Origin of the sequence: Ekhidna lutea (assembly GCF_900188325.1) — a bacterium.
In the GTDB taxonomy this organism is placed as follows: Bacteria; Bacteroidota; Bacteroidia; order Cytophagales; family Cyclobacteriaceae; genus Ekhidna; species Ekhidna lutea.
On record NZ_FZPD01000005.1, the window covers coordinates 303,626 to 321,292 of the forward strand.

Sequence of the window (17,667 nt, forward strand, 5' to 3'; positions counted from 1 at the left end):
TTTAATTTTTGGGTTTAATAAATGTTTTAATGATGAAATCTTCTCTAAATCCGGTCTTTAGGTATAGTCCTTTTCCTATTTCCGAAGCTTGCAGTGTAGCATAGTTCGCTCCCTTCATTCGGGCGATATTCATCATGTGAATGAGTAGTTCTTCCGCATAACCTTTCCTGCGCTGCGTTGGAATAACCCCCATGGAGTGGATGCCTGCAATGCCATGCTGATCCATAAAAAGTACTGCTGTGCCTACCGGAACTCCGTCATGTTTGCCAATGAAGTATTCAATAGATCCAATGGTTTTTGTTACAGTCTCAGCACTTACTTCATAACCAAATGATTCCTGAAATAGATTGGACCATGTTACTGCCATCTTTTCGTTCGTCACTTTTTGAATGACCACCCGATCAATACGCTCGGGTGCATTCGTCAGATCCATTGACATGGCTACTTGTGTTAGTTTTTCTTCAAAACCTCTGGTTATAAGTGTTAACTCTTGCTTTGCTAGATCATTTCCCCAAATGGGAATCGATACGCCATCCAGATTCCATTTGAGTTGAATGTCATGGAGTGTCAGCATGTCCAATGATTGAGTAAACCATAGTTTGTTTGGCCACTCGCCACTTCCTGCAACGCTCAAACAGTAGCCTTCTTCTTTTATGTATTGTCCGGCCAACTGACCTCCGGCCTTCCAGAGAGCAGTAAGGTTGTTAATATTTGCCTTGATTAAATCCATTATGATTTGATTAAAATGACACCTGATATCATCACGACTAATCCAGCAATCTTCTTCATCGTGATGGGTTCCATTGGCATATTAAACCACCCAAAATGTCCGGCAATAGCGGCGAAAATGAGTTGACCGGCCAGACCGAATGTCACCGCTGTGGAGATACCCAGCCTCGGAATGATGTAATAGAAAAGCGTTACCGCCAGGAAGCTCAAGACTCCTCCGGTGATCCACATATAGATCGGTATTTCCCTGAGCTGATGCATACTTGGAAACTGCCTAACAGTGACCAGCACTGCAATCAAGGTAAAGCTGGCACTCATGGTCAGTGCTGTGGAGGTGGCCAAGAGGGAATTGTTTAGTAGGATACCAAGGCGGGCATTTACCCCGCCCTGGATCACGACCATAATTCCCACCGAAAAGGAGAGAAGAAGCAATGTTGGATTATTCATCGTCTTATTGTTTTTGATGTTGATTTGAATAGCGAATGGGACTCTAGGGAACCATTCGCTTTATAGCTATCAGGCAGGAAGTCCTTCGATAATCACACCGGTAGACGTGGTAGCGGACATGCGAAGAGCCTTCAAATCTTTGTACTCGTCCGAGTCGTACCAGTTTTCCGCCATTTCAAAACTTGGAAACTGAATCATGACCAGGTAACTGGGTGTTACCGATCCCTCAACCACTCTTGTTTTACCACCCAGTACCACGTACTTTCCCGGGTGTTTTTCCACCACTTCAGCCACTTGGCTTTTGTAGGTTTCTAAATCCTCCGGACTGGTTACCGTGAGGTTGTCAAATAATATGTAAGCTGACATGTTGTTTGTTGTTTAAATTTTTCAGAATTATTTGGATATAGGTAGGGCAATGGGACGCATTGGAGAGCCGCTTGCACCTTTTTAGTTTCAGTGAAGCTGCGATGAATGCAAACTCATACACCTCATCATTGGCCAGCTCTTCCAGGTACATCTGCTCGATGAACATAACACCTTTTTCAGCCAGTAGATAGGTGTGTACAGGTACCCAATTATCTTCTCGCTCCGGAGGGAATGCTTCAAAACTCAGGTTGTCTGCACCCAGAAGCATGATGCCCTGGTCTTCAATAAGCCACTTTACCGCATCAAGGCTGATACCCGGATAGTTGTCGAGATAGTGATTGGCATCCTGATAAAACTCACCCTGACCTGTGCGGATAACGACAACATCGCCAGGCTCCAACCCAACTCGCTGTTTTTTAAGTGCATCCTGAAGGTCTTTGGCAGTAATCCGATAGTTCGCGGGAAGTGTCCCTTTGGATGATTTTACATCAATCATCACTCCACGAGCGATGATGGGAGGGATGGTCTCTGCTCCGGTTTTTTTCCAGCCTTTGTCGCCCAGATGTTCTTCCGGAGTAAATCCATTCCAAATTTTTCCGTTCAGTCCAAAATGGTTGAGTGCATCAATGTGTGTACCCATGTGCGTGTACATAGAGATGGCATCCCCTGTGTAACTCACCTTGCGATTCATCGTTTCACCTATTCCGTTAGGGTTGTCTACGATGGTTCCGTGCGGGGTATGAGTGAGCCAATACTGATAGCCGGGATCTCCCAACGCATGGAAGCTGGGCATGCCCACAAAGTAGTCGACACTGAGGTCATAAGCCTTGCCCGAATTAATCTGAGAGAGAACGTGAAGCTTGGATGCTTCGGTCATTAAGTTCAGGGTGCCGATTTCATCTTCCGGTCCCCATGGACTTGTACCAACTACCTCTTTGTGCTGTGCCTTGACAGCCACGGTGAGAAGTAATAACATAGAAAAGAATGTTGCTTTCATAGCTTTTTAACTTTTTGATTACAAAGTTTCAAGCCAGCGAAAGCGAAAACATTAAGGTATCTTAAGAAAGGCTTTGAGTGCTCATTTTTTTTCGGATGGTACTCAAATGTTCAGGGGTAATGCCGAGATACGATGCGATCATATATTGAGGAATTTGCTGCTCCATGTCTCTGTATCGATTGATAAATTCGGAGTAGCGTAGCTCGGCGCTAACACTCATGGATCGGATGGTTCGTTCCTGTAAAGCGACATAGCCATTTTGTGTTTTGATGCGAAAGAAGCGATCCATCATGGGCACTTCATCGTACAGCTGATTGAGACGATCACGATGCACCTGCATCATGGTGCTTTCCGTAATGGCCTGCATGAAAAAAGTGGCAGGTGTTTCCGTGAGAAAGGCATAAAGATCGTTGATCCACCATCCGGAAATACCAAACTGAAGAATGTGTTCCTGCCCGTCCTCATCAACGGAATAAACCTTCATGCATCCATCCGAAACAAAACGCATATGGTTGGATGGGTCTCCTTTTTGCAACAGGTGTTCTTTCTTTTTTAGGTGTCGAGGCTTAAATGCATCGCTTACCAACGCCACTTCTTTCTCAGAAAGAGGAACGAGTTCTTTGATATTATTGATGAGGATGCTGTGCATTGGTTTGTTACGATTGCTTAAAAATGGATGGTGGGTCTTGAAGTCCACCACCATCCAAATTTAGTTGCTACTCTTCTTCCTTAAATGGAAAAAAATCAAGCACATCGTATTCCCACATGTTAGTTGGAAAAATGACCACCAAATTGGCGGTTTTTTCTCCTATGTTTTTAAACGCATGAGGTACCATAGGAGGGATATTAACAATGTATGGAGCCTCAATGGTGAATAGTGTATCGCCCAGTGCGTATAAGATTGTACCCTCCAGCAATACATGAGATTCTTCACCTTTATGAGTGTGCATGGGTGGTGCACCACCAGGAAAGGTTTCGGTGATACCGATAACAAGATTCTTATATCCGTGTTTATATCCTTCCATAACATGTACATATTCACCGGGTCCTGGATTGATGGCCGGCAGGTCTTCCACTTTCGCAACGTATTCACTCCAGTTTTTGAGTTCTTTGGATTCATAGCCCGGAGGGACGGTTCTGCGCTCCAGTACTTTATGCGAATGATGTTGGGCATGTAAATACTCCATAATTGAGTCAGGAACAGTTTTTACTTCTGCTACTAACTTTTCAATGGAGAAGGTCTCCTTCGTTTGGTCGTGAGTGTGTGATTCGCCTCCGTGAGAATGAGTTCCTTCATTGCTCTGGGTGCATGACATAGCTAAAGCAACTAATGCGATTACAATAAAATTGATCTTTTTCATGGTTGGTTAATTTGATGATAGACAGTAGAAAGATAATTAGAAAGCGTGAAAATCTTTCTAAGAATCAACTAGCAGCACTTTTCCGTAATACCGCTCCCAACTTTTTTTTGCTGACTTCATCAGTGCAGGGTATACAATCCAATGACGGAACGGCTGGATCAATTTCATGTAGGCTTTTCCAAAAAGTCCCTTTGGTTTTACGTACACAGCCATATGAATGCCATAACCACCAGCTATTTGCACTCTCCCAATATGCAGGGCAGCATGTACGGTCTTATTCTCAATTTCAGATAAATATTCATCCTCCAGTTGATAAACAGGAATAAAGTCTCCGGTACCGGGATCAGGCAGGTCTTTGAATTTCTGGTTTTCTGCCTTCGCATATCGTTCCCGGATACTTCCGGGGAGCAAATGATCTATCTGCTGTTTTTCATCCCAGTTGAAGATTTTGCCAAGAAAGAGTCTAAGACGAAATAGAAATCCTGCTAGTCCTTTTTGTGTCACCTGTTCATTCGATTCCATGAACTGATTTAGAAACAGATCCAGGCTGTGCTCTTGTTTGAGCTTTACCGGTACACGCCAGACATCTTCAATATCAAAATCTTCCAGCAAGGAATGCACTCGCCATGGCTGTTCCAGGTGGCTCTGTTTATTAATTTTGATTTGGTTGAGTGTCATGAAAGCCTATTGAGCGAATAAATATCAATTTTCATTGATAATCTTGTATTAAAAACTCAAGTGCCTCTTCCTTCGTTTCAAACCAATCGATGTTTCTGTTTTCCCCCGGTCGAGGAGTAATCAGCTTGGTATCTATCATTTCTTTAAAAATCAATTTACCAAAACCAACAGACCCCCACCTTTTCACATGTCCTTTAATTTCATCAAAGTATTGTGGAAAGTAGTCTAAAATCTCTTGTTTCAATTTTACTCGTGAGATGATTTCTAAGACGAGGGCAGAAGTACGCTCATATTTAGTGATATACTCCAGAGAGTATTTCATCAGATCAAATTCAAGCTCATGAGGTACGATTGAGTAGTCAATGACCACAATCTCCTTTTCATTATGAATTTCTGTGTAAAGCCCCTGCATCTTAGAATATTGTGCTTATTAAAGGTACCTAAATTGTTTGATGTATGATCAGCCATAAGCCATCAGATGCTTTGAATGTTGCGTATTAAGATTTATCTCGTATCTTTTGCCACCTCAAACTGAAAATCATGCTATCAGAATTACAGAAAGAGAAAATTTCGCATTATTTCCGAGTGGTTTTAGATCAAGACCGAAATGGTGTGCTAGAAGAAAATGACTTTAGAGAAATTGGTGAGTCTTTATGCGTTCTTTGGGTGTACAAACCGGGAACAAAGGAATATGAGGAAGTGATCGACAAGAGCATCCAGAGCTGGAAAATGTTCAAAAAGTATTTCGAGAAGCAGGGAGGGGTAGCGAATGAGGAACAGTTTCTCTACTTTTTTGAAGTGATGCTAAGACCAGGAAATGAACATGTTTACAAAAGCTGGGTGAAGTACATGATCAGCTCCATATTTGATTCATTTGATCTAAATAAAGATGACGTAATCTCAGTGAATGAGTATTCTGACATGTTTATGTGCTATCACATCCCCATCAAGCATTCGGCAAAAGCATTTGTCAAACTAGATAGAGACGGGGATGATTTTATCACTAAGAAAGAGTTGATGAAAGCAGTAGATGAATTCTTCATGTCAAGTGATGAAAAGTCACCAGGAAACTGGCTTTTCGGTTTTTGGGGAGATAAAGACTAAAAAAACAAAACCCCGCCGAAGCGGGGTTCATACACCTACCTAATCCTGGATGAAACTTACCATAGCTTACTCAAGCCATCCGTAGCTGGTTCATATAGGTTTGACACTTCTCTTTTGATCCGATATATAATATCTTAAGATTCTTTTTCACAATCCACTCTCCTGAATCTGTCTTTGCCATCTTAATAGAATCCTTCTTGGCGAATAGTTTAAATAGGTTCATCATAGCTGTTATTCCGTTTAATTATGATTCAAAGATGGATTTGAATAATTCAATTTAATGTAAGTATTGTACCATAAATTAATGTAGGTAAAATGCTTATTAAAATATTATTATTTAGCTAATAAATTGTACTATTTAAATATAGAAGCGCGAATCGGATCTGTATATTTAAATATAGAAGCGCGAATCGGATCTGTATAGGCTATTTGTTCATGTAATCCAGGGTTAAACCCATCATCGCATTCATACCCAGTTTCATCCCTGCATCATCTACATAGAAGTCTGGTGTATGGTGCCCCGCCACTTCATCAGGGTCGTTTTCCGGTGGACAACCGCCTACAAAGAAGTACAGCCCTGGAATCTGCTCCTGGAAAAAGGAGAAGTCTTCTGCTCCGGTAATCGGCTTAATGATTTCGACATTGTCTTCTCCGGCTGCACGCTTCAGTGTTGGAAGCATCTGCTCATAGAGGTTAGGTTCATTGTACGTCACAGGATATCCTTCATCAATCCAGACTTCTACTTCGGCATTATTTGATTCACCCGTTTTCTGAGCTACTTCTCTAATTCGTGAAAGGATTTGTGTGCGCATATCTTCATCCAGCGTACGGATGGTTCCAAGCATATACAGATCTTCAGGAATGATGTTGTATCGCACACCGCCATGTATTGCCCCAATGGTTAAGACAGCAGGTGCCTCAGTAAGTTGCATGTTTCTGCTGATGATCGTTTGAAAGTTATTGATCATCTGTGCGGCAGTCACCACCGGATCTATTCCATCCCAGGGAGCTGAGCCATGTGCCTGCTTTCCTTTGATGTCTATACGCATTGAGTTTACTGCCGCCATGATTCCTTCCGGTCTCACTTTAAGCTTTCCAACAGGTGTTTGAGCGTTGATATGTAAACCAAAAATGGCATCTACATCCGGATTTTTTAGTACGCCTTCTTTCACCATCAATTTGGCTCCACCTTCTTCGCCCTTTGGAGCTCCTTCTTCAGCTGGCTGAAAGATGAACTTTACAGTCCCCGGAACTTCGTCTTTCATTTCCCACAGCATTTTAGCTACTCCTAACAGGATACTAATGTGTGTATCGTGTCCGCAGGCATGCATGACAGGAACCTGCTCGCCATTGTATTCGCCCATCTGCTTAGATGCCCATGGTAGTTCTACACGCTCTTTTACTGGTAGTCCATCAATATCTGCTCTAAGACCTACTACTGGCCCGGGCTTTCCACCTTCAAGGATAGCAACCACTCCGGTCTTTGCTACTCCGGTTTGAGGTTCATAGCCAATTTCTTTTAAAATTTCTGTGATTCGTTCAGCAGTTTTAAACTCTCGGTTGCTGAGCTCGGCATTCTGATGAAACCAATGGCGCCATTCAATAACTTCAGCTTCTGTTTGAGCTACCATCTCCTCAATTTGCTTATCAAAATTTTGAGCAAAGAGTGTTATAGAAAATACAACTGTAAATAAGGTTAGAAAGGTTTTTTTCATAATAATTCTGGTTTTGGAAGCATAAGTTACAACTCATCCGGATATTTCTACAGTTCGGTCAGGATGATTGGTGTAGGCAATTGATCTGCGGGACTTTTGGATTGAATCTAAAAGTCAAAAACAAATGCGAGCAATCATCCTACTACCTTTTCTTTTCATCTGTTCATCTCTTTTTGCCCAAACAACTATTTCAGGACGAGTTGCTGAAAAATCCGGAGAGCCTTTGCTTGGGGTTAATGTTTATATAAAAGGAACTTATGATGGAGCTACCACAGACATCAATGGTAATTTTTCATTTACTACTTATGAGGAAGACAGCCTGATTCTTGTCGCTTCGTTCATTGGGTTTCATGAGATAAACCTCCCACTATCAAAGGATAATGAGCCCTTGTTAATCAGGATGCGTGAGAAAGTGAGTGAGTTGAATGCTGTGGTGATTACCGCAGGCGCTTTCCATGCTTCAGAGGAGGGAAAGCGAGAAGTATTAAAGCCGCTTGATATAGTGACTACTGCGGGTGCTACTGCAGATGTTCCTGGTGCTTTGAATACTTTGCCAGGCACGCAAACAGTGGGAGAGACCGGAAGATTATTTGTTAGGGGAGGTGATGGAAGAGAAACCAAGACCTTCATCGACGGGATGCTCGTGCACAATGAATACAGTCCATCCGCTCCTAATACGCCTGGAAGAAGCCGCTTCTCACCATTCATGTTTAAAGGAATGAGCTTCTCAACGGGTGGCTATTCAGCAGAGTACGGGCAGGCACTTTCTTCTGCTTTGATTCTCCAATCCAAAGATCTTGCAGAAAATGACCGAACAGATATCTCACTGATGTCGGTAGGTGCAGATGTATCGACAACTCAGGCGACCGAAAACAGCTCTTTTGCCGGAAAGGTACAGTACACCAACCTGACACCTTACTTTAAGTTAGTAGATCAGAATCTGAAGTGGGATAAAGCACCGGAAGAGTACAATTCGAATCTGGCCTACCGAGTGAAAACCAGTGAGACCGGAATGCTGAAATTCTACTCGAATGCCAGCAGATCCGACATGGAATTGTATGAATCTGATATTGCCAATCCTGAATTGGAATTGCCTGTAAAGGTTCAAAATGACTATGCGCATTTCAATGTGTCTTACCGTGAGCTTTTGGGAGAAAATTGGGGACTTAAGACGGGCGCTTCGTTTACTAAGAGTGATGATTTTGCTGCGTTAGATACTGAAAGTAGGGACCAGAATCTTACCGGGTTTCATGGTAAAGTAGTCGCCGACTATCAGTATTCAGATCGATTGGGCATCCTTGGTGGCGTAGAACTAATCCGAAGAAATGTTGATCAGATATTGTCTGATGAGAGTGGTTCATTTGAGCAAGATTTTAATGAGCAACTGGGAGCTAGCTTCTTAGAAGCGGAATGGTTTGCATCGTCTTCTTTGGGGTTCAAAGCAGGCCTTCGAGCAGAAAATAATAGCCTTACTTCAAAAAACACCTTAACTCCCCGACTTTCTGCAGCTTATAAGACAGGCGATAAGAGCCAGGTTTCATTGGCTTATGGTCAGTTTTACCAGGCACCACAAACACAAATCATATTAAGTCAACCGTCAGCAAGTTCTGAAAAAGCTACTCACTTTATTGCCAACTATCAATGGCTGAGTGAAGGTCAGAGTTTTCGGGTGGAGGCTTACGATAAACGATATGATAATCTGACACGCTACAGTCAGGTTTTTGATCCTTCCACCTATGCATTTGATGGCTATGGCTATGCAAGAGGATTGGACCTTTTTTGGAGAGATACCAAGACGTTTAAAAACACAGACTATTGGGTCAGCTATTCCTACCTGGATACCGAAAGAGCTTTTAAGGACTTTCCGGGTTCTTTCACTCCAACATTTGCATCAACGCACAACTTTTCAGTGGTCGTGAAAAAGTTCATTGATGAGATCAAAAGTCAGGTTGGGTTGACTTACGCATTTGCAAGTGAACGTACATATCATGATCCCAACACTGATCGATTCCTTTCAGGTCGTACGCCAGCATACCATGATCTTAGCTTTAATATTAGCTACCTGTATAGCAACCAGGTGATCGTTCATGCCATGGTCAACAATGTGCTGGGGATTAACAATATCTATGGGTATGAATTTGCAGACACTGCAGATACAAACGGTGTATACGCTGGTAGAGCAATCACACCAGCAGCCAGGAGGTTCATATTTCTGGGTGTGTTTATCACACTCTCCAAAAACAAAGGCATTAACCAATTACCAAATCTTTAAATCAATTAAACACTTATCAATTATGAGAAAGAATCTATTCATACTATTTACAGCGCTATGTTCAATCACGGTGCTTGCCAATGGACAGTTTGAGAAAGCCATGGGAAAAAATATTCCGGCCATGTTTACTGCCGAAACACCTGAAGCCTTGCAAGGAGTGATCAACCAGCTCAACCGAATTGGTGAAGCGGAAACTAACAGGTGGGAGCCGTACTATTATATCGCATTTGGTTATATCCGTATGAGTGATATGCATGAAAATGGTGAGGAAAAAGACAGGTTCCTTGATTTAGCGCTGGAGGCAGTAGAAAAGGCAGAGAACATTAAGCCGAATGATTCAGAGCTGGAAGCTATGAGAGGTTATGTACACATGATGCGGTTGGTCGTAGATCCTGCAACTCGAGGCATGAAATATTCAGGTATGGCATTCGCTTCTTTTCAGAAGGCCGTTCAACTGGATCCGACAAACCCAAGAGCACACTACTTATTGGGTAGAATGCAGTATGGTACTGCTCAGTTTATGGGCGCGGGTGACGGAGGAGCTTGTGAAAGCTTTGCCAATGCAAAAGCGCTATTTGCTGAGGAAGAAAATGCTGACAATCCTTTAGCGCCGACATGGGGAAATGAAACCAACAATGAGGTCATCAGCATGATATGTGAAAAAGGAGGGGAGTAAGAAATAAAGCAGTCTCAAAAGGGTTTCTTTTGAGACTGCATTCTATTTAATTGTAAATGGATCGCTCTACTTTATTATTGATGGCAGGAATGGTCATCAGGTAATCATAGATAGCTCCCACTTCATATTCTGTGAGTTGGATGTAGGGCATCATGGGATAAGTAAGGGCTTGTTCTCCCTCTTTCTGTCCAAACCTCACAGCCTGAATAAACTTTTCTTTGGACCAACTTCCAATTCCGGTTTCCTGATCGGGAGTTAGGTTTGGCGTAACCTTCACCCTTCCTTCCATATCCAGTGTTGGATTTCCACCCGCAAAATACCCCGTACTTAGCGGAGGATCCAGATAATTATTGCTCTTGAAATCAGCAGAATGACATGAGTAGCAGTCCAGATTATGAGCCAGGTACTTGCCAAGCTCAATCGTATTTGCTGTGTCTGGTAAAGGAATAGTCTCCTCAGGCATAGGAAATGGCTTAAATGCCACCTTACATAATATTTTGGTTAGAAGGGATGGTTTTGGAGGTATATCGGCTTTTTGTTCAGCTTGTACCATCCGATCATCCGATCGAAGAAATGCGATAATCGCATTGATGTCCTCATCAGCCATATGAGGTAACTTAGCCATATAGGGAGGCGCATATTGGCCATCTCTCTTTATACCGGTTCGGAGCAAATAAACCAGTTCCCCGTCCGTCCAGGTGCCAATACCATAGGTTTCATCCTGCGTAATATTTTGTGAGAAAATCTCTCCAAATTCAGCCGGGACATCTTTCATTCGCTTACCTGTAAGCTTTCTGGTGGACATGTCCATGTGACAATTGGCGCATAGCATCTGTGAAAGCTTTTTCCCTCTGGCTATTGCCTCGGGACTACTTTTGTGTTCAAATGCGATGGTTTCTACTTCGTACGAAGGAATGTCGCTTGAGTTGATGACCACTAGAGTCACGATCAGAATTACCACAATAGCGGCCAATCCCAACCCCAGGATTTTTAATACTTTTTTCATGGTGATAGGTTAGATAATAAGTGATTTTAGTAAATTAAATTAATGATTTTCTTCAAATAATCAATTGCTACCCATTAGCAATTTCCTCATTTAAGCCCTTCCATTCATTTAAAAGCCTCATTTCATCTTTAATTCCCTTGCGGATAGAAAAGCCGAAAATAGCTGCCGCCAACAGGTATGACAGATCCATAATCACCACCTGTGTTGTAGTAAAATAGGTTGAAAATTCCGGTGTGAGAATATAAAACCCAATCGTATACGCAACCAATATGGAAATTGTGACCGGCCCATGTATACGCTTACGATACGCATAGAATTTTAAAAATTTTTCATTGGAAACGGCTGTCGAATCACTGATTTCCAACTTGGTGGACCGATAGGTGCTATAGCACTCGATCAAAATGCGGAGGAGTAACCCACCCGTCATCAGTGCGATACCAATATGGCTCAATATTTCTTGAAGTGGTGCCACATAAATAAAGAAAGCAGATATGCCTATTAGCGTAATCGTCAGAATGGCAATGTTTCCAATGTGCATATTTACCGCACCCTTCTTTTTCTTTTTCGAGAGGTTGATTACCTCTTCAGCGGATGGATGTTTGGGATTGCCCCCTTTTGCATCGCTCCATTTATTTTTTAAGTCATCTAGTAAATCACTCATACTAATATTTTTTTAAGGCTTTTTTTAATTCGGTGAATTTTTACACGAAGATTTCCTTCGCTGATACCCACCACTTCTGCTATCTCACCATACTCGAGCTCATCCAGCACCATCATAATGATTAGTCTGTCCACCTCACCCAATTGACCGATGGCATGATAGAGGGCTTGATGTTCTTGTTCGGTATCAGTTGAATCATCAGGCAGTTGTGTGTACTCATCAATAGAAGCCTGGTTTTTAAGTTTATTGTCTCGGATATACTTCAGGCAGGTATTCACAGTGATCCGATAGATCCAGGTTTTATAGCTGGAAGCTCCCTTGAACTTATCAAGAGCCCTCCAGGTATTGATGAATGTCTCTTGAGAAAGATCCTGAGCTAATGCTTTGTTTCCCTTCATAAAACCCAGGCACATCTGATTGACCATAGGATAGTAATCAGCGTGCAGGGTTTCAAATAACTCGGTGTTATTGGGCATTTTTTGCTAAATAGTTATTGATTTGTGAGTATAGCCACTCCGGCTGATCAAACATGATAAAGTGTTTGCTGTTGTCGGCCAATGAGATTGTTTTATTAGACAGGTTTTCATACTGCTTTTCAAACGTTTGCTGAGACATCTCCCGCGTTGGAAATGTGGCACCAAGAATCAATGTGTGGGTTTGAATGTTTTCCAATGCAGGGCGAAGGTCCAGCTTCAACAAATCTGTGTATCCGTAAACATAGGTCTTACGATCCGCTTCCATTGACCATCCAGCAATCATTTCGACCTTATCTTCCTGATTGGTCATATTTCTGGCCATCATTAATGCCGTATTTTTAAATGCATCGTCGGACATCCCAAGCATCTGATTGTTGTATGGGCTGTCGTATTGAAGAGTGGAAGCAGGTACTCCCGGCATCATTAGTTCGCGCATGCAGGGGATCGCATCCACCAGAATCAAACCTGTGACATTATCCCCTAATGCTGCTGCCAAATCTGTTGCCAGATTTCCACCCATGCTGTGACCAACTACTGTCAGATTGGTAAGCTCTTCTTCTTTTACGTACGCAATCAAATGATCTTTGATCGGAGCATACCATGGTGTTCCAATGGAAGCTAATCCATTAAAACCGGCATACGAAACAGTGTGTGATTCAAAAGTGCCATTCAAATGCTCGATGGTTTCATTCCAGACAGATCCCGGAGTGGTGAAGCCTGGTAAAAAGAGAATTGGATTTCCCTCACCGCTTTTTTCTACCTGAATGGGTGCCTGGCTAAATGCAAACTGTACAATGAGGAGAGCGCTGAGTAAGATTACTATTTTTTTCATATCTGTTTTGTTTTCAATTTCCACTTTGAACCCAAAGACCGGAGATTGTTACAGCATCATAAAAAAAAGTTTGTTTACTGATTTTCCTTTAGTGACGTTACTTCTTTTTGAAGCTTGTCCAACTTTTGATTTAGCACCTTGTGTTGAGCAGCCATAAATTGCTTCATCTGTTCTTCCTCTTCATGCATTCCTTTTAAAGCAAGCTGGTTCATGGTGTTGACCACAATAGCGATGAATACATTGAGCGTGGTGTAGGTAGCGATGAGAATGAAAGTAACGAAGTAGACAGCAGAATAGGGGACACCATCCATAATCGGACGAGCGATGGCCGATGACCAGCTTTCCAACGTCATAATCTGGAAGAGTGTAAAAAACGCCTTATGAAGTGATCCAAAATACTCCGGGTACAAAGGAGCAAAGAGGTTGTAACCAACTACTGCATAGATGTAATAAACAATGGTGAGTAATACTACAATCCATCCAATGCTTGGGAGTGAGTGAAGAAGCGACTCTATAATCAGGCGAAGTTTTGGTAGACTCTTGAGTAAGCGTAGCGTCCGAATGATTCTTAAGGCACGAAAGATGGAGAACGATCCTGCTGCCGGCAGGATGGAAATTCCAATGACGAAGAAGTCAAAAACATCCCAACCATTCGTGAAAAACTTCCTGCGAAAGATGAATATTTTCAGCGCGATCTCGATGGTGAAACACACCAAAATCACCATATCGAAGGTGTCGATGATAGGCTCATACTCTTTCATCATCTCCGGGTAGGTTTCCAACCCGATTAGAATGGAATTGAGGATAATGATAAAGGTGATGAAATTCTGAAAACGAGGCGATTCCAGAAAATTCTTGAGAATATGCTCAACGAATTTGATCATGTGGCTTTGTGACGGTGGTAAAGTCACACGAAAGATACATCCATTTGAGGAATACCAAACTGTTTTTTATTTGGGTGGAGGAGGGGTGAAGGCCTTTGTTTAGTCATCCTCGTTGCAAACGAGGACGAGTATCTTATATACGTCCTCGCTTGTGACGTCATTAAGGATATTGATGGTGATTTCTACACCTTATTAAGTAGTTATTCAATAATTACTCTTTGAGATAATATTTCATTCCCTTTTTTAGCATTTACAATATAAACCCCTGACTGAATACCAGCGAAATCAATTCTCCATGAATCATTGAAATGGGTTATAGGCGGATTCAATGTCTTCCCAGTTAAATCACTTATTTGAATATCATATAGCAGATGATTATCTGGTGTTTTGACATATACAAAATCATCAAATACCGGGTTAGGATAAATGCTAAGATTACTTTTGTTAGAGTCACTAATTCCTAAAACTATCTCAATTGAGAGATCAGAATTGACAAAGTCAGATTCCCCATTCTCATTAATCGACTGGATTCGATAGCTATATGTCCCGGGAATCAAATTTTCGTCCAAATATTCTTGAATATCCATTTCAAGAATGGCAATCTCCACATAAGAATCGCCATTATTGGAAGTTCGCTCTAACTTGTAGGTACGTTCATTAACAAGATCATCCCAAGCTAATAAAACACTTCTATCATTGTTAAGCGTAGCAGAAAAATTTGAAGGAGCAGCAGGAATTCCAAAAGCAACGTCATTAGTTTCAATATATTCTGATTCTCCATTAGGGTTTATTGCCTTAATTCTAAACGTATAGATGGCATTATCAAGCCCTGAAATAGAGATGCTGTTTTCATCAGTTTCGACACTTTCTACTTCAGCGTAATCTGCATTTAGATTTGATTTTTGTTCAATCACAAAAGAGAACTCATTGACTGAATTATCTGTCCATGTGATTTCAATATCATCATCTGTATTAACGACAGCCTGAGCATCAGAGGGAGCAGTAGGAATTCCTACCGCAACGTCGTTAGTTTCAATGTATTCTGATTCTCCATTAGGATTTATAGCCTTAATTCTAAACGTATAGATGGCATCATCAAGCCCTGAAATAGAGATGCTGTTTACATCAGTTTCGACAGTTCCTACTTCAACGTAATCTGCATTTAGATTTGATTTTTGTTCAATTACAAAAGAGAACTCATTGACTGAATTATCTGTCCATGTGATTTCAATATCATCTGTATTAATAGCAGCCTGAGCATCAGATGGAGCAGCAGGAATTCCAACAGCAACATCGTTAGTTTCAATATATTCTGATTCTCCATTAGGATTTATAGCCTTTATTCTAAATGTATAGATGCCATCAACAAGCCCTGAAATAGAGATGCTGTTTACATCAGTTTCGACAGTTCCTACTTCAACGTAATCTGCATTTAGATTTGATTTTTGTTCAATCACAAAAGAGAACTCATTGACAGAATTGTCTGTCCATGTGATTTCAATATCATCATCCGAATTGATAGCAGCCTGAGCGCTGGAGGGAGAGGCAGGAATCCCTACTGCAAATTTCTCTGCTTCACTGAATTCTGAACCTGCTAGTGAACCATCAATTGATTGCACTTTAAAGTAAAAAATACCATCTTCTAAATTTGCTAATAACTTCTCAGTGTTATTCTGAGCATTCCCAAGTTTTTGAACTAATCTACTCCCGTCACTATTGGATTCTGGAAATAAAATATTAGATGCTTCAGTAGTAGTCCCTACTCCTAAATTATAAGATAGTTCCAAAGTAGGAGTTTCATTGTCAGACCCTGCTCCCCATGAGAAGGAGGTTACTTCATTTGTCCAAGTCCAACTCAACTCTGAAGGTGCATTGGGAGTTGAATTTGTTGAATATGTGTTGCCATTTTCATCATTCCTGTAAACGACAGTTTTTTTAACATTAGATCCCTGATCTTCTTCTCCTGTAAGTAATAAGTCTAAATCACCATCATTATCAATATCAAACCAGTTACCATCACCACTTCCCAACTGTGGAAGCGAAATAGTTGAATTTTCTGAAAAAGTAGTACCAGAATTATCATAAATTTTTGTAACAAAAGAGTTGGTTGAGAAATCCAATGTTCCAGTTATTAATAAATCTAAATAACCATCGCTATTGTAATCCCTAATATCCAGTTTGCCTCTACTGGGGTTGGCAAAGTCTGTATCCTGTAACTCTACGAACCAATTATTTTCAGCTCCTACGTTTTGATAAATTTTTGTGAAGTACTCATCCGCTCCAGAGCCACGTCCAGAGATGATGAAGTCCAGATCACCATCATTGTCAAAATCAAACCACTTCATCTGACCTGCAGGAAAAGAACCGTAGTTTTGTGGTGGTGAGAAGGTTCCATCTCCATTGTTAGGGTAAATTTCTAAGCTTCCTCCACCGGATAATAAATCCAAATCACCATCATTGTCAAAATCACCCAATGTCCCTACCACTGAATACGAAGTAAAAGATAGGTCGAACTCAATAAATGAATCATTGCCTTCATTAGAATAAAGCCTTAAATCACTTGAGTAGCTTCCGTTCTCATTTTTTATTGATCCAGAGAGTAATAGATCAAGGTCTCCATCATTATCTACATCTCCAAACTCAGCATTGGTTCCTCCTAGATTTGTCAGACCAGCCTCTACTTCAGTAAAGGTTAGGTCTCCATTATTTTTCCATAGTGAGGCCAAAGGATCATAACCTTCACCAGCCAATAAAACATCAAGAAATCCATCATTATTGTAATCCCCTAGCGCAATTGTTGCATTATAAAGCGGCGTTAAGCTTACGTTAAGTTTTGTAAAACTTCCATCTTGATCATTGATATACACACTAGTTGACAATTCAGAACTTTCATCAATTCCTGTAGTAATAGCATCTAAATACCCATCATTATTCAAATCACCGGTGGCGATAGAGCCTAAACTCTTGTTTTCTAAACCGGCACTAGATAGCTCTGAGTAGGATTGTGAAAAGAGATTAAAAGAAAGTAGTAAGAATAAAATAGGTAGAGTTTTTTTCATTTTGGTTTATAAATTTTAGTTGAGGTAGTAAGCGGTGTTTGTCCAAGATTTAACTTGAAAGCACTAAACTAACGAAACTGCTATATTACTGCAACGGTATTCACAATGAACTGCTTTGTGAAATGAAAATCCAGAAACACTTTGGCAATGCAATTTTTTAGTGAGTGTTATAGAATAGTCTTTTAAGCCATTACTAATACCATTTCAAGTACTCTGATGGCAAATATTCATGCCATATGGCGTTATATACCTTTTAAATATATTCGGGGTGCGAGTTTACCTGCTAGTGGTGGTAAACTCGCACTCTTTACTTATCACTTGGCCCTACGATAGAAACCCAATATCTCCAGTAGTTGAGAGTAGTTTTCTAAAACTATCCGAGTGATCGCCACAAAATTACTAAT

19 protein-coding genes are annotated in these 17,667 nt (G+C 41.2%); 3 read left to right on the forward strand and 16 right to left on the reverse strand.

Annotation, left to right across the window (positions count from 1 at the left end; all coding sequences use genetic code 11):
- Position 1: 1 nt before the first annotated feature.
- The 8 genes from CHB71_RS15310 to CHB71_RS15345 form a co-directional block, all read right to left on the reverse strand.
- Positions 2 to 730: a GNAT family N-acetyltransferase gene (locus CHB71_RS15310; protein WP_089357814.1), complete on the reverse strand. Its 729-nt coding sequence runs from the start codon at positions 728 to 730 to the stop codon at positions 2 to 4.
- Positions 730 to 1,176: a DMT family transporter gene (locus CHB71_RS15315; RefSeq protein ID WP_089357815.1), complete on the reverse strand. Its 447-nt coding sequence runs from the start codon at positions 1,174 to 1,176 to the stop codon at positions 730 to 732. Before CHB71_RS15315 ends, CHB71_RS15310 begins: the two co-directional genes overlap by 1 nt.
- Before the next feature lie 69 nt (positions 1,177 to 1,245).
- The gene (locus CHB71_RS15320; RefSeq protein WP_089357816.1) at positions 1,246 to 1,542 is read right to left on the reverse strand and encodes a DUF1330 domain-containing protein; all 297 of its coding nucleotides are present in this window, start codon (positions 1,540 to 1,542) and stop codon (positions 1,246 to 1,248) included.
- Complete coding sequence (locus tag CHB71_RS15325) at positions 1,520 to 2,539, reverse strand: cyclase family protein (protein WP_221406742.1); 1,020 nt, start codon at positions 2,537 to 2,539, stop codon at positions 1,520 to 1,522. The genes CHB71_RS15320 and CHB71_RS15325 overlap by 23 nt, the downstream gene beginning before the upstream one ends.
- Positions 2,540 to 2,600: 61 nt before the next feature.
- Entirely contained in the window at positions 2,601 to 3,188 is a 588-nt protein-coding gene (locus CHB71_RS15330; protein WP_089358071.1) for a Crp/Fnr family transcriptional regulator, read from the reverse strand.
- A 67-nt stretch (positions 3,189 to 3,255) separates the two neighbouring features.
- Positions 3,256 to 3,900 (reverse strand): cupin domain-containing protein, encoded by a 645-nt coding sequence (locus tag CHB71_RS15335; protein WP_089357817.1) that lies wholly within the window; start codon positions 3,898 to 3,900, stop codon positions 3,256 to 3,258.
- Positions 3,901 to 3,957: 57 nt separating this feature from the next.
- Positions 3,958 to 4,578 carry a DUF2867 domain-containing protein gene (locus tag CHB71_RS15340; protein ID WP_089357818.1) on the reverse strand — a complete coding sequence of 207 codons (621 nt, stop codon included), beginning with the start codon at positions 4,576 to 4,578 and terminating at the stop codon, positions 3,958 to 3,960.
- Between the two features lie 31 nt (positions 4,579 to 4,609).
- Complete coding sequence (locus CHB71_RS15345) at positions 4,610 to 4,990, reverse strand: hypothetical protein (RefSeq protein ID WP_089357819.1); 381 nt, start codon at positions 4,988 to 4,990, stop codon at positions 4,610 to 4,612.
- A 128-nt stretch (positions 4,991 to 5,118) separates the two neighbouring features.
- Between CHB71_RS15345 and CHB71_RS15350 the strand changes: the two genes are divergently transcribed.
- Positions 5,119 to 5,682, forward strand: a complete 564-nt coding sequence (locus tag CHB71_RS15350) for an EF-hand domain-containing protein (protein WP_089357820.1) — start codon at positions 5,119 to 5,121, stop codon at positions 5,680 to 5,682.
- A 70-nt stretch (positions 5,683 to 5,752) separates the two neighbouring features.
- On the opposite strand, the gene CHB71_RS18860 is transcribed toward CHB71_RS15350, so the two are convergent.
- Together CHB71_RS18860 and CHB71_RS15355 are read right to left on the reverse strand one after the other, a co-directional pair.
- A complete protein-coding gene (locus CHB71_RS18860) occupies positions 5,753 to 5,908 on the reverse strand; it encodes a hypothetical protein (RefSeq protein ID WP_179213437.1) in 156 nt (51 codons plus the stop codon).
- Between the two features lie 199 nt (positions 5,909 to 6,107).
- Positions 6,108 to 7,397 carry an amidohydrolase gene (locus CHB71_RS15355; RefSeq protein ID WP_089357821.1) on the reverse strand — a complete coding sequence of 430 codons (1,290 nt, stop codon included), beginning with the start codon at positions 7,395 to 7,397 and terminating at the stop codon, positions 6,108 to 6,110.
- A gap of 124 nt (positions 7,398 to 7,521) precedes the next feature.
- On the opposite strand from CHB71_RS15355, the gene CHB71_RS15360 reads away from it, so the two are divergent.
- The gene (locus CHB71_RS15360) at positions 7,522 to 9,669 is read left to right on the forward strand and encodes a TonB-dependent receptor (protein WP_089357822.1); all 2,148 of its coding nucleotides are present in this window, start codon (positions 7,522 to 7,524) and stop codon (positions 9,667 to 9,669) included.
- Between the two features lie 22 nt (positions 9,670 to 9,691).
- The gene (locus tag CHB71_RS15365) at positions 9,692 to 10,345 is read left to right on the forward strand and encodes a tetratricopeptide repeat protein (RefSeq protein ID WP_089357823.1); all 654 of its coding nucleotides are present in this window, start codon (positions 9,692 to 9,694) and stop codon (positions 10,343 to 10,345) included.
- A gap of 46 nt (positions 10,346 to 10,391) precedes the next feature.
- Here the strand turns inward: CHB71_RS15365 and CHB71_RS15370 are convergent, their stop codons facing one another.
- The 6 genes from CHB71_RS15370 to CHB71_RS15395 all read right to left on the reverse strand — a co-directional run bounded on the left by CHB71_RS15370 (position 10,392) and on the right by CHB71_RS15395 (position 17,263).
- On the reverse strand, positions 10,392 to 11,351 hold the full coding sequence (locus CHB71_RS15370; protein WP_089357824.1) for a c-type cytochrome: 960 nt from the start codon (positions 11,349 to 11,351) through the stop codon (positions 10,392 to 10,394).
- A gap of 67 nt (positions 11,352 to 11,418) precedes the next feature.
- Complete coding sequence (locus CHB71_RS15375; protein WP_089357825.1) at positions 11,419 to 12,012, reverse strand: hypothetical protein; 594 nt, start codon at positions 12,010 to 12,012, stop codon at positions 11,419 to 11,421.
- On the reverse strand, positions 12,009 to 12,488 hold the full coding sequence (locus CHB71_RS15380; RefSeq protein WP_089357826.1) for an RNA polymerase sigma factor: 480 nt from the start codon (positions 12,486 to 12,488) through the stop codon (positions 12,009 to 12,011). The genes CHB71_RS15375 and CHB71_RS15380 overlap by 4 nt, the downstream gene beginning before the upstream one ends.
- Positions 12,478 to 13,320: an alpha/beta fold hydrolase gene (locus CHB71_RS15385; RefSeq protein WP_144017445.1), complete on the reverse strand. Its 843-nt coding sequence runs from the start codon at positions 13,318 to 13,320 to the stop codon at positions 12,478 to 12,480. Before CHB71_RS15385 ends, CHB71_RS15380 begins: the two co-directional genes overlap by 11 nt.
- Before the next feature lie 74 nt (positions 13,321 to 13,394).
- The gene (locus CHB71_RS15390) at positions 13,395 to 14,204 is read right to left on the reverse strand and encodes an ion transporter (RefSeq protein ID WP_089357828.1); all 810 of its coding nucleotides are present in this window, start codon (positions 14,202 to 14,204) and stop codon (positions 13,395 to 13,397) included.
- A gap of 200 nt (positions 14,205 to 14,404) precedes the next feature.
- Positions 14,405 to 17,263 (reverse strand): FG-GAP-like repeat-containing protein, encoded by a 2,859-nt coding sequence (locus tag CHB71_RS15395; protein ID WP_089357829.1) that lies wholly within the window; start codon positions 17,261 to 17,263, stop codon positions 14,405 to 14,407.
- Positions 17,264 to 17,667 lie beyond the last annotated feature (404 nt).